The sequence below is a fragment of the Streptomyces griseus genome (assembly GCF_900460065.1).
In the GTDB taxonomy this organism is placed as follows: Bacteria; Actinomycetota; Actinomycetes; order Streptomycetales; family Streptomycetaceae; genus Streptomyces; species Streptomyces griseus.
The window spans coordinates 16054-29206 of record NZ_UAVD01000007.1 but is presented as its reverse complement, the minus strand read 5'-3'; the positions used below and the strand labels follow the sequence as shown (position 1 = coordinate 29206).

At 72.9% G+C, this 13153-nt stretch carries 6 protein-coding genes; all 6 read left to right on the top strand.

The annotated features are described in order from the left end of the window. Nucleotides 1–69 precede the first annotated feature (69 nt). The 6 genes from DTB53_RS03910 (at nt 70) to DTB53_RS03885 (ending at nt 13045) form a co-directional block, all read left to right on the top strand. Nucleotides 70–822, top strand: a complete 753-nt coding sequence (locus DTB53_RS03910; RefSeq protein ID WP_003966730.1) for a HalD/BesD family halogenase — start codon at nt 70–72, stop codon at nt 820–822. Between the two features lie 274 nt (nt 823–1096). Further along, entirely contained in the window at nt 1097–1672 is a 576-nt protein-coding gene (locus DTB53_RS03905) for an isochorismatase family protein (RefSeq protein ID WP_003966729.1), read from the top strand. Beyond that, entirely contained in the window at nt 1669–4098 is a 2430-nt protein-coding gene (locus DTB53_RS03900) for a M20/M25/M40 family metallo-hydrolase (RefSeq protein ID WP_012379318.1), read from the top strand. The genes DTB53_RS03905 and DTB53_RS03900 overlap by 4 nt, the downstream gene beginning before the upstream one ends. 6 nt (nt 4099–4104) lie before the next feature. Continuing rightward, on the top strand, nt 4105–6180 hold the full coding sequence (locus tag DTB53_RS03895) for an ABC transporter ATP-binding protein/permease (RefSeq protein WP_012379317.1): 2076 nt from the start codon (nt 4105–4107) through the stop codon (nt 6178–6180). A gap of 147 nt (nt 6181–6327) precedes the next feature. Continuing rightward, nucleotides 6328–11613, top strand: coding sequence for a non-ribosomal peptide synthetase (locus DTB53_RS03890; RefSeq protein ID WP_012379316.1), 5286 nt, complete (start codon nt 6328–6330; stop codon nt 11611–11613). An 88-nt stretch (nt 11614–11701) separates the two neighbouring features. Then, nucleotides 11702–13045, top strand: coding sequence for a cation:proton antiporter (locus tag DTB53_RS03885; RefSeq protein ID WP_012379315.1), 1344 nt, complete (start codon nt 11702–11704; stop codon nt 13043–13045). The last annotated feature ends 108 nt before the right edge of the window (nt 13046–13153 follow it).

Here is a 13153-nt window from a genome sequence, read left to right as displayed (position 1 = left end):
TTGTGTTCCCTCACAACTCGCCCGACGAACTCCGATAGCGGGCCCCAGCGCTGACGTAGGAGAACCCACATGTCATTCGAGGAAATCACCCCGGCCGGTATCGAGAAGGACCTCGCGAACCACTTCGCGGAGGCTTTCGACGACGCCACGCTGGTCGAGCTCTCGCAGAGCTTCCGGCGCAACGGCTACGTGAAGCTGTCGAACTTCGTCTCCGAAGACCTCTTCAAGACGGTCACCAAGGAGTGCCACCGCCTCCTCGACCTGCACCAGCAGCGCATCGACATCCACCTCAAGGAGACCAGCAACTCCCCGCGCTTCATGAGCACGGTGAGCCAGAAGGCCATCGAGCAGGACAGCGAGCTCGTCCGGACCGTCTACAACTCCGAGGCGATGATGGGCGCGCTGTCCCGCATCGCCGCCGAGCCGGTCCTGCCGTGCCCGTGGGACGAGGAGAAGTACGTCCTCATCCGCCAGCACAAGCAGGGCGACACGCACGGCTGGCACTGGGGCGACTTCAGCTTCACCGTCATCTGGATCATCGAGGCGCCGGAAGCGGAGTTCGGCGGCCAGCTCCAGGCCGTGCCGCACACGGACTGGAACAAGGAGGACCCGCGGGTCCACGAGTACCTCGCCAAGCACCAGATCAGCACCTACCCGCACGCCACCGGCGAGATGTACTTCCTGCGGTCGGACACGACCCTGCACCGCACGATTCCGCTGAACGCCGACCGGACGCGCATCATCCTCAACACCTGCTGGGGCAGCGAGAAGGACCAGCAGAAGACCGCGTCCCACGAGACCATGCAGGCGATGTTCAGCTGATCTCCCGGTATTCGAGCGGAAATTCCGGTCATCGCGGAGAGCCCGGTGACCCCGAATTCTCCGGTGACCCCGGTTTCTCCGATGACTCCGGTCTTCCCGGTGACTCCGGTATTTCCATCGGAATCCGACGCTGTTCCCGCCGGCCCCTCCGGCCGGCGGCGGCAACGCACATGACGGGCCGGTGCGTCCGGCCGCGCGTCCGCGGTGGCGACACCGTGGTGCCGCGGCCGGCACCGGCCCACAAACCCCCCTCGAACCGAAAGTGAGTATCTCTATGACCACAGCCCTCGTCCTGGTGGACCTCCAGGCCGGCCTGCTGAACGGTGAGGAAGCGGTGCCCGACGCGGACGCCCTGCTCGGCCGGCTGCGTCCGCTCGCCGAGAAGGCACGTGCTCTGGGGATCCCCGTCGTCCACGTGCAGGACGACGACCTCGGCGACACCACCTCCGAGGAGTGGCAGATCGACGCCCGGCTCGGCGCGCAGGAGGGCGACCTCCGGGTGCGCAAGGCGGAGTGCGACTCCTTCCACGAGACCGACCTCGACGAGGTGCTGCGGGCGCGGGGCGTCCAGCACCTGGTGATCGCCGGCCTGGTCACGGAGCTGTGCATCGACTCCACCTGCCGCAAGGCGGTCACGCTCGGATACGACGTGACGCTCGTCTCCGACGGCCACTCGACGAACTCCACGCACCTGCCCGTCGACGCGGTCATCGACCACCACCACCGCATCCTCGACGGCTACGGCGTCTACATCAAGCGCCGCCCGTACGAGATCCGCCTCCAGTCCGCCACCGAGGTCGACTTCGTCGCTCCCCCGGAGCCCGAGCTGCAGGGCGCGGATACCCCGTGACCACCACGACCTCTGCCCAGGTGAAGGTGGACCCGGCCGGTCCCGGGGACGCTCCGGGGGCCGGGCCCGCCAAGGCCCCCGCCCCCGGCCGGCGCACCCCGGCTCTGCTCGTCGCGCTGGCACTCGTCGCGCTGCTCGGCACGCTGGCCACACTGGCGCTGCGTCCGCCGCCCGCGAAGGGCACGGACGCGCCGCGAGCCGAGTTCTCGGCAGCACGCGCCGCCGGACACCTCACCGAGATCGCCCGCCGGCCGCACCCGCTCGGCAGCGCCGAGCACACCAGGGTCCGCGACTACCTCGTGGCGACGGCGCGGGCGCTCGGGGCAGAGGTCGAAGTCCGGTCGGGCGAGGTGGCGCAGCCCGACATGGGCAGCCCCATCCCCGCGGCGACCGTGCACAACGTCGTCGCCAGACTGCCCGGCACCGGCGGGCCGGACAGCAGGGGCGACGGGAAGGCGCTGCTGCTGGTGGCGCACTACGACTCCGTGCCGAACGGGCCGGGAGCGGCGGACAACGGAGCGGCGGTCGCGGCCCTCCTGGAGACGCTGCGCGCCCTGAAGGAGTCCGGGGGTGTACGCAACGACGTGGTTCTCCTGTTCACGGACGGGGAGGAACTCGGCGCCCTGGGGGCCGAGTTCTTCGTACGGGACCACGGTCTCGACGAGTTCGGCGCGGTGCTCAACTGGGAGGCGCGCGGCAGCGGCGGCCCGCTGATGATGTTCGAGACCGGCGAGGGAAACCTTCCGCTGATCGACGCCTTCGCCGAGGCCAACCCGCGCCCGGTGGCCAACTCCCTGGCGTACGAGGTCTACAAGCACCTGCCCAACGACAGCGACTTCACCGTCTTCCGCGACGAGGGCGTGGCGGGGCTGAACTCCGCCTTCATCGAGGGGTTCCACGACTACCACTCGCGCTCCGACACGGTCGAACAGCTCGACCGCGACAGCGTGCAGCACCACGGCGACGCCATGCTCGGCATGGTCCGGGCCCTGGACGGCGCCGACGCCGACGACTTCCGGGGCGCGAACGCGGTCTACTTCGACCTGTTCGCCCGTGTCCTCGTGCACTACCCGGCGACCTGGGCGCCGCCTCTGGCGGGGGTGACGCTGGCGCTGCTCGGCGGCCTGCTGGGGTGGGCGGTACGCCGCTTCGCCCTGCGGCCCCGGCAGCTCGCGGCGGCGGCGGGGGTGGCCCTCGGCGCGCCGGTGGCGGCGGGCGGCGTGGCCCACGGGCTGTGGACCCTCGCCCTGCTGCTCGCTCCCGACCTGGCCGCGCTTCCCCTGGCCGAACCGTACGGACGGGGCTGGTTCGTGGCGGCGTTCGGCGCCGTCGTGGGCGGGGTGCTCCTCGGGGCGGCCCGGTTGCTGCGCCGGTTCCGTCCGGCCGAGGCGGCGGGCGGGGTGCTGATCTTCGCCGGGCTGCTGCTCGCGGTGCTCACCCTCGTACTGCCCGGCGCCGGCTACCTCGTGCAGTGGCCGCTGCTCGCCGCGCTGCCCGCACTGTGGTGGACCTGCCGGACCCGGGAGCGGGCGAAGGGCGAGGGGCCTCCCGGGGGGCGGGAGGCGTGGACCGGGGCCCTGCTGTGGTCGGCCGGGCCGGCCGTGGCCGCCGTCCTCTTCGTGCCGCTCACCGGCAGTCTGCTGACGGCGCTCGGCATTCCGCTCGGCTCGGTGGCCGTGGTCTTTGTGACGGCCGGCGCGGTGTCGGCCCTGCCGCTCCTGGCCGGGCTCCCCGCGAACGGCCGGAGCGCCGCCGTCGCGGCCGGCCTCGCCCTGGCCCTGCTCGGCACGGGCGTCGCCGGGGAAGGGTTCGGCCCGGGGCGGCCACGGCCCGACTCGCTGCTGTACGTGCGTGACGACGTGACCGGCGAGGCCCTGTGGTTCAGCGCGGACCCGGCCCCCGACGCCTGGACGCGCCGGGTGCTCGGCGACGATCCGCGGCGGGCCCCCGTGAGCGACTACTTCCCGCCGCGCGGCGACGAGCCGGCGATGGTGGCGAAGGCGCCCCGCCTCGACATCCCCCGGCCGACGGTCACGGTCGTCGACGACCGCACCGGCGGCGGCACCCGCACGGTCCGCTTCCGGGCCGCGTCGCAGCGGCCGGCCTGGCGGATCCAGGTGCGGCTGGAGCGCGAACCACTGGCCGCCTGCACGGTCGCGGGCACCCGCCTGGACCGGGCGGCCCTGGAGGAGCAGACGGGGGGCGCGGAGGACGTCGTCTTCCACCACTACGGAGCACGCGGCTTCGACATCAGCTGCGAGGTCCCGGCCGGCACCCGGCTCGCGGTGGACGTCGCGGACTTCACCCTCGGCCTGACCTCCCACGTGTCGGAGCTGGTGGGGCCGCGACCGCGGGACACCGTCCCGGTGGCGTTCGGCTTTCTGCCGGAGGACTCCGTCATAGCCCGTACGACGGAAACGATCTGAGGACACATGACGCACACATCACGGGACAGCGCGATCGAGGTCCGCAACCTCACCCGGGTCTTCCGGACCGGAGGTTCGGGCGCGGACGTCAAGGCCAACGACGACCTGACCTTCAGCATCCCCCGCGGCCAGGTCTTCGGACTGCTCGGCGCGAACGGCGCGGGCAAGACCACCCTGGTCTCCCAGCTCCTCGGCCTGGTGCGGCCCACCTCCGGCGAGATCGTGGTCGAGGGCGTCGACGCCGTCGCCCACCCGGACGCGGTCAAGGCCATGACCGGCTTCCTGCCGCAGACCGGACTGTCGATGCGCCTGGTGGAGGTGCGGCGGGCGCTGCACTACACCGGCCGGCTGCGGGGCCAGTCCGAGACCGACGCCCGCCGCCAGACGGCCGAGCTGATCGAGGAGCTGGGCCTGGGCGACGTCCAGGACCGTTACGTGGACCAGCTCAGCGGCGGCATGACCCGGCTCGTCAACTTCGGCATGGCCCTGATGGGCCGCCCCAAGCTGCTCATCCTCGACGAGCCGACCAACGAACTCGACCCGCACAACCGCCGGTTGGTGTGGAACATGGTGTCGCGGCGCAGCGCCGAGGACGGCACGACGGTGCTGCTCGTCACGCACAACGTGCTGGAGGCCGAGTCGGCCGTCGACCAGGTCGCGGTCATGAACGGCGGCCGGATCACCGCGATGGGCACCCCGGGCCACCTCAAGGAGGTGCTGGGCGACCGCATCAGGCTGGAGCTGTTCGTCAAGGACGAGGACGGCCTCGCGCGCCACGAGCGGGAGCTGTTCGACGCGGTCGGCACCCTCACCGAGGGCAAGCGGGACGGCAGCTACCTGGTGCAGACGGACTCGGCGCGGATGCCGGAGCTGATGCGGGTGGTCCACGGCGAGCTCGGTATGGACCGGGTGGCCGACTTCCGGCTGACCCGGCCGACCCTGGAGGACGTCTACCTCACCCTCGACGGGCGCGCCGCATCGGCTCCGGCGGAGACCGAGGCCGCTGCGGAGACCACGGCGACCGCCGAGACCGCCGCCGCCACGGGCACCGCGACCGCCGTGGCGACCGCCCCGGTCACCGCACCCCGCACGTCGGTCGAGGAGTCGTCCCGGGCCCCGGCCGGCTCGACGGCGACGGCCGTCCTGACGGCGAGCGAACCCCGCACGGCGACGGCCCCGGCCGTCACCGGGACCGCCGGGACCGCCGAGGCGGCAGGGCAGGCAGGGGCGCGCGGGAGAGCCGACGCCTCCCGTGTCCCTCCGGTGCTGCCCCCCGCGTCCGGGGACGCCCCCGGGACCGGCGGCGGCGTGCCGTCGGCCGGTCTGGGCGCGCGGGCCCGGCGGATGGGCGTCGACCTCAAGTTCCTCTGGCTGGAACAGATGCTGGAGGTCCGGACCACCTGGTCGTGGGTGCTGATGTTCGGCCTCCTGATGCCGGCCGCCATGGTCTTCGGACTGACCCGGATCGGTGACGGCCTGTCCGACGAGGAGAGCCTGCTGTTCATCGTCAGCGGCGCGGCCATCTTCTCGGTGGCCAACGAAGGCATCGGCACGCTGGCGCAGCGCATCGGCGCACTGCGGCAGGACGGCATGATGGTCTACTACGCGTCGCTGCCCATCAGCAGGATCTCGTTCCTGGCCGCGATGGTCTTCTCCCGGCTGCTGCTGATCCTGCCGGGTCTGATCACCCCGATGATCACGGCGAAGCTGATGTACGACACGGACTTCGTCATCTCGCCCGTGCTCCTCCTGGTCCTGCCGCTCGCCTGCATGGCGCTGTCCGCCATCGGCCTGGCCATCGGGACGCTCGTGCGGAGCATGGACCTGCTGCTCGTGATCGTCAACCTGATGATCTTCGTGCTGCTGCTGGTGGCGCCGGTGCTCATCCCCATCGAGTCGCTGCCGGTGCCGCTCCAGGTGTTCGGCTACCTGCTGCCGCCCACCTACGCCGCGGAGTCCCTGCGCCTCGCGCTCGTCGGTGACTTCGGCTCGGCCTTCCTGCTCAACATCGGCGTGCTGACCGCGATGACCGCCGTCGGCCTGGCCGGCGCCAGCCGCTGGCTCCGCTGGCGCACCGCCTGAGCGCACCGCCTGAGCGCACCGCCTGAGCGCACCGCCTGAGCGCACCGCCCGGGCGGACCCGCCCGGCCAGACCCGGCGCGTACCGCCCCGAGCGGCGTCGCGCGCCGGGCCCCGACTCCGTACGACTGCGTGAGGAACCTTCCTGCCATGGACCTGCTGGACAAGACGGCCCCGCCCACGGACCTCTCGGTCACCGCCGCCACGACCTTCGTGGACGTCGTGACCGAACGCGCCGCGCTCAGCGGTGGCACCGCCTACACCTTCGTGAGCCCCGGGCGGGACGAGCGGCCCTCGCTGACCTTCCCGGAACTCGACGCCCGGGCCAGGGCGGTCGGCGCCATGCTCGCCGGACGCGGACTCACCGGCGAGCGGATCCTGGTCCTGCTCCCGCCGGGCCTCGACTACGTGGTGGCGTTCCTCGGCTGCCTGTACGCGGGCGCCGTCGCCGTCCCGCTGTACCCGCCGAGCGGCGGCAAGTACTCCGCCCGGCACCTGGCCGTCCTCGCCGACTCGCGGCCCGCCGCCGCGCTCGTCCCCGGCGCGGAGCCGGCGCGCGCCGCCGAACTCGCCGAGGAACTCCACGCCCCCGGACTCCAGTTGCTGTCCGTGGACGGCGAACTGCCCGGCGCCGGGGACTGGCGGCGTCCGCACATCGACGGGGACAGCCTGGCGTTCCTCCAGTACACCTCCGGTTCCACGGGTACCCCGCGCGGCGTCCGGGTCACCCACCGCAACCTGGTGGCCAACTCGGCGCAGATCCAGGAGCGGTTCGCGGCGGGACCGGACACCGCCGTGGTGAGCTGGCTGCCGCCGTACCACGACATGGGCCTGATCGGCGGCATCCTCCAGCCCGTCTACGCGGGAGCGACGGCCACCCTGCTCAGCCCGACCGCCTTCATCACCCGCCCGCTCCTGTGGCTCGAACTGATATCCGAGCTGGGCACCACGATCAGCGGTGGTCCGAACTTCGCGTACGACCTGTGCGTGGACCGCATCCCCGAGGAGCGGCTCGCCGGACTCGACCTGTCGCGGTGGCAGGTGGCGTTCAACGGCGCTGAGCCGGTCCGGGCGAGCACCCTCGACCGGTTCGCCGCCCGCATGGCGCCCTTCGGCTTCCGCCGTGACGCCTTCTTCCCCTGCTACGGCCTCGCCGAGGCGACCCTGATGGTGTCCGGCCGGCGCGTCGCCGGTGAGCACGTCGCCCGGACCTTCCGCGCCGACACCCTCGGCCCCGGCCGTCTCCCCGAGCCCGCGCCCGACGGGCTGCCCGTGGTCGACTGCGGGCCCGTCGCCGTGGACCTGGACCTCACCGTCGCCGACGCCGAGCGCGGCGAGGCCTGCGCCGAGGGCGCCGTCGGCGAGGTCTGGGTCGCCGGGGAGAACGTGGCGGACGGGTACTGGGGACACGCCGCGGCGGACGGCACCTTCGGCGCCCGGCTGCCCGGCGACCCCCGCACCTACCTGCGCACCGGCGACTACGGCTTCGTGCGCGACGGCCGCCTGTACGTCACCGGCCGCAGCAAGGACCTGATCGTGGTCCGGGGCCGCAACCACTACCCGCAGGACCTGGAGACCACGGCCCTCGCCGCGCACGACGCGCTGCGCCGGGGCGCCGCCGCCTTCGCCGTCGAGAGGGACGGCCGCGAGGAGATCTGCCTCGTCCTGGAGACGACGCACGGCCACGTGCCGGAGACGGCCGACGCGGTCATCGGCGCCGTCCGCTCCGCGCTCGTGCGGGAGCACGCCGTGGCGGCCGGCACCGTGGTGCTCGTCCGGCCCGGCCAGATCCCCCGCACCACCAGCGGCAAGATCCAGCGGTCCGCGGCCCGGGCGGCCTTCGCCGACGCCACGATGAAGGTGGTGCACCGGTCCGACACCGGCGACGGCCCGCTCCCCGCCCCGACGGCACCCCGGCCGGCCGCCCTCCCGGGGCGGGGCGCGCCGGACGACACCGTGCGCGCCGTCATCGCCGACGCCGCCACCCGCCGCCTCGGCGTCACCGTGGACCGGTCCGCGCCACTGGTCGGCCAGGGACTCGACTCGCTCGCCGCCGTCGAACTCCAGGCCTCCGTCGCCCGGGCGGCCGGCGTGGAGCTGTCGCTGGAGCAGCTGCTCGCGGGCGCGTCGATCGACGGACTGACCCTCGACACCCCCGCCGCGCCGGCCCCGCGGCAGCCCTCCGCCGCCCCCGGCGACCGCCTGCCGCTGACCACGAACCAGCAGGCCATGGTCTTCCTGGAGCAGCAGCACCCCGGTACGTCCGCGCTGCACATCTCCCTGGCCGTACGGCTGCTGACGGAGATCGACACCGAAGCCCTGCGGCGCACGTTCCAGCGGCTCGTGGACCGCCACGCCGTGCTGCGCACCGCCCTCCGCTGGGCGGACGGCGAGCCCTACCAGAGCGTGCTGCCCCGGCTCGACGCCGACTTCACGGTGGAGGACGCCCGCACCCTCGACGCCGCGGCCCTCGCCGCCCGCCTGGAACGCGCCTGCGAGGGAACGCCGTTCGCCCTCGACGAGGGCCGCGTGATGCGCGCGCTCCTGCTGCGCCGCGCCGACGGCGACATCCTCTCCCTCACCCTGCACCACGTCGCCGCCGACATGTGGTCGATGGCGCTGCTCACCGACGAGCTCGGCCGCCTCTACGCCCAGGAGCTCGGGCGGGGCCCGGCGCTGCCCGAGCCGGCCGAGGCCGCTTACCTCTCGCTCGCCGACCGGCAGCGGGACCTCCTGGAATCGCCGCGCGGCGAGCGGCTGTGGGAGTACTGGAAGGCAGAGCTCGACGGCTGCGAGCCGGTCGTCGAGCTGCCCGCCGACCGGCCGCGACCGCCGGTGCAGAACCACCGCGGCGACACGGTGACCTTCTCCCTCGACGCCGGGGTCACACGGGAGCTGCGGCGCCACGCCGAGGCCGGGGACACCACCCTGTTCGTCGCCCTCCTCTCCGTCTTCCAGCTCCTCGTGCACCGCTACACGGGGGAGGAGGACTTCCTCGTGGGCGTGCCGGGCTCCGGCCGGCACGAGGCCGACCTCCACGACGTCATCGGCTACTTCGTGAACCCGCTGCTCATCCGCTCCCGGGTCACCGAGGAGGCGACCTTCACCGAGCGGATGCGGGACACCAGGCGCACGGTGGTGGGGGCGCTCGCGCACCAGGAGATGCCCTTCCCCGCTCTCGTCCAGCGGATGCGGCTGCACCGCGACGCCTCCCGCTCGCCCGGCTACCAGGTCATGTTCAGCCTCACCAACCCCCACCTCCTCGGTCAGGACGGCCTCGGCGCGCTCCAGACCGGCAAGGGGGGCCTGCGCGCCCGGGTCGGCGAGCTGGACGTGGAGTCGGTCGAACTGATCCGCAGGACGTCCCAGGTCGACCTCGGGATGACGCTCTCCGAGGCGGGCGACGGCCTCGAAGGCCTGATCAGCTACAGCACCGACCTGTTCGACCGTACGACGGTCGACCGGTTCGCCGACCACTTCGCCCAGCTCGCCGCCCAGGTCGCGGCGGCGCCCGCCGAACCGCTGAGGCTGCTGCCGCACGCCTCCGAGGCCGAACAGCGCGAGGCCGCCGGCTGGAACGAGACCGCGACCGACTACCCGAAGCACAGCAACCTCCGCGCCCTCTTCGCCGACCAGGTGCGGGCGGCGCCCGACGCGCCCGCCCTGGTCCACGGCGGGTTCCGCCGCACCTACCGGGAGCTCGACCGCTGCTCCAACGCCCTGGCGGCCCACCTCAGGAAGCTCGGCGTCGGCCCGGAGACGCTCGTCGGCCTGTACGTGGACCGGGACCCCGCCGTCGTCGTCGCGATGCTCGCCGTGGTGAAGGCGGGCGGCGCCTACCTGCCGCTCGACCCCTCCCACCCCGAGCGGCGGCTGCGGCAGATCCTGGACGAGGCGCGCCCGGCCCTGGTGCTGACCCCGTCCGCCGACCGGGTGCCCCCGGTGGGCGACGGGCTGCCGGTGGTGCCCGTCGACCCGTACCTGGGCGCCGACGTCGCCGCCGACCCCGGCCACGACACCGCGGTGGACGGCGGCGCCGGTCCCGGATCGCTGCTCTACGTGATGTACACCTCGGGCTCGTCGGGCCGCCCCAAGGGCATCTGCATCACCCACCGCAACGTGATCCGCCTGGTGCGCGACACCAACTTCATCCACATCGCGCCGGGCGACAGGATGGCGCAGATCTCCAACGCCGCGTGGGACGCGGCCACCCTGGAGATCTGGGGCGCCCTGGCCAACGGCGCCGAGCTGCACGGCTTCGACCAGGCCACCGTGCTGAACCCGCCGGTCCTCGGCGAGGCCCTGCGCGCCGCCGCCGTCGACACCGTTGTCTTCGCCACACCGCTGTTCACCGAGGTCGCCGCGTACGACCCGACGGTGTTCGCGGGCGCCCGGGAACTCGTCGTCGGCGGCGACACGATGGACCCCAAGCGGGCCAGGGAGGTCGTCGAGCTGGGCGGGCCGCTGCTCATCAACGACTTCGGCCCGACCGAGTCGACCAGCATCGCCGCCACCTTCGCCGTCCGCCAGGTGCCGGACGGCACCTGGCGGGTACCGATCGGCCGGCCCATCTCCAACACCCAGGTCCACGTCCTCGACGCGTGGCTGCGACCGGTGCCCGTGGGCGTCCCCGGCCAGCTGTTCATCGGCGGTGACGGGCTCGGACGCGGCTACCTCGGCCGGCCGGAACTGACCGCGGGGGCGTTCCTGCCCGACCCGTTCAGCGACGAGCCGGGAGCGAGGATGTACGCGACCGGCGACAAGGTGCGCCGGCTGCCCGACGGCATGCTCGACTTCCTCGGACGCATCGACTTCCAGGTCAAGGTCCGCGGTTACCGGATCGAGCTGGGCGACATCGATTCCGCCGCCCTCTCCCACCCGGGCGTACGGGAGTCGCTGACCGTGGTGGACGAGAGCGCCGGGCACAAGCGGCTCGTCGCGTACTACTCGGGCACGCCCACGCCGCGGGAGCTGACCGGGTACCTCGCCGACTGGCTGCCCCGGTACATGATTCCGCCGGTCCTGATCCCGCTGCCCGAGCTGCCGAAGAACCCGAACCGCAAGATCGACCGTGCCGCGCTGCCGAAGCCGCCGGCCGGCCGGGCCGCGGCCCCGGACGCCGACACGGAGCTGACCACGCTGGAGCGCGAGGCGGTGGCACTCCTCGCCGATGTGCTCGGCACCCCCGACGTACGGGCCGACGACAACTTCTTCGAGATCGGCGGCCACTCCCTGCTGGCCATCCGGATGACGACGCGGATCCGGGCCCAGTACGGCGTGGAGATCAACCTCAACGCCTTCTTCGACGATCCGACCGCCCGCGGCGTGGCGCGCTGCGTCCGGGAACTCCTCGACGCCGGAGCGGCCGTGCCTCCGACGGCAGCCGCCCCCGGGCCGGTGGCCCTGGACCGGACCCGGTACGCCACGCGCCGCTGAGGCCGCCACCGGCGGCGGCCGTGCGACCGGTGTCCGGCGCCGCCGGACGGACCTTCCGACAACCCAGAAACAGAAAGGTGGTGCGGCCATGGCCGGACCCGTGAAGGACAGCGAGTCGGTCACCGCGATGGTGATGGTGGGCTTCGCGATCATCCTGCTGACCGGCGTCGTGCTGCGCCGCCTCGCGGCCCGTTTCCGGCAACCCGGCGTCATCGGGGAGCTGTTCGCGGGACTCGTCCTCGGACCCTCCCTCCTCGGGCTGCTGCCGGGCAACCTCACCGAGGTCCTGTTCCCGGCCGACGTACGTCCCTACCTGTCGGTCCTCGCCCAGGTCGGCGTGGTTCTCTTCGTCTTCCTCATCGGCTGGGAGTTCGATTCCCGGCTGCTCCGCGGCCGGGGGCGGATGGTCGTGGGCGTGTCCCTGTCGGCCATGCTCCTGCCCTTCCTGCTCGGGCTGCCGCTCGCGCTGCTGCTCTACCGGGGGCACAGCGTCGTCAACGGCGAGCAGGTGGGCCAGGTCCCGTTCACCCTCTACATCGGGGTCGTCATCTCCATCACGGCGTTCCCCGTCCTGGCCCGCTTCCTGACGGACCGCCGGATGCAGAACACCCAGGTGGGCGTGATGGCCCTGGCCTGCGCCGCGTTCGGCGACGCCATCGCCTGGTGCACCCTGGCCCTGGTGGTCGTCATCGTGACGGCCGGCTCCCTGCTCGGAGTGGCGGCCATGGCCAGCTGGCTGGCCCTGTTCCTCGCGGTGATGATCCTGGTCGTGCGCCCGCTGCTGGCACGCCTCGTGGACCGGATGAGCCTGGGCACCGGGGCTCCGTACCTGGTGGCCGTGGTGGGCGCCGGCGTGTTCCTCGCCTCCTGCGCCACCACCTGGATCGGGGTGCACGCCATCTTCGGCGCCTTCGTCTTCGGCATGGTCATGCCGCGGCCGATCCACCCGCAGCTCCAGAAGTACGCGCTGGAACCCGTCGAGCAGATCAGCAACTTCCTGCTTCCGCTGTTCTTCATCGTCGTCGGCATGTCGATCGACCTGACCGCCCTCTCGCTGGGCAACTCGATGGAGCTGGTGCTCATCCTGGCGGTCGCCTGCGCCGGAAAGCTCATCGGAGCGGCCGTCCCCGCACGCCTCCTGGGCATGTCCTGGCAGCAGAGCAGGACGCTCGGACTGCTCATGAACATGCGCGGACTCACCGAGCTCATCGTGCTCAACGTCGGTCTCGGCCTGGGCCTGCTGAGCCAGGAGGTCTACTCGATGATGGTGGTGATGGCGCTGTTCACGACCTGCCTGCCGGGCCTGTTCCTGCGCCGCGACGCCGACCCGACCCTCATGGAGCCGGTACCCGTGCCACCGGCGGCGTCATCCGCCACCGCACCGGCCACCCCACCCGCCGCCGCGTCGGCCTCCGTGCCGCAGAAGGTCTGAGACCGACTCCCGGCACAGCAGCACCGGACCCGGCACCCGGTCCTCCGCACCGTCCCGCCGCTGCGGGCCGGCTCCGCCCGATCGGGCACCGTCCGCTCCGGCCTTCAG

What these genes read in the sequence shown, in the direction of transcription:
- DTB53_RS03910 (WP_003966730.1), top strand. Translation starts at nt 70, where the DNA reads ATGTCATTCGAGGAAATCACCCCGGCCGGTATCGAGAAGGACCTCGCG.
- DTB53_RS03905 (WP_003966729.1), top strand. Translation starts at nt 1,097, where the DNA reads ATGACCACAGCCCTCGTCCTGGTGGACCTCCAGGCCGGCCTGCTGAAC.
- DTB53_RS03895 (WP_012379317.1), top strand. Translation starts at nt 4,105, where the DNA reads ATGACGCACACATCACGGGACAGCGCGATCGAGGTCCGCAACCTCACC.
- DTB53_RS03890 (WP_012379316.1), top strand. Translation starts at nt 6,328, where the DNA reads ATGGACCTGCTGGACAAGACGGCCCCGCCCACGGACCTCTCGGTCACC.
- DTB53_RS03885 (WP_012379315.1), top strand. Translation starts at nt 11,702, where the DNA reads ATGGCCGGACCCGTGAAGGACAGCGAGTCGGTCACCGCGATGGTGATG.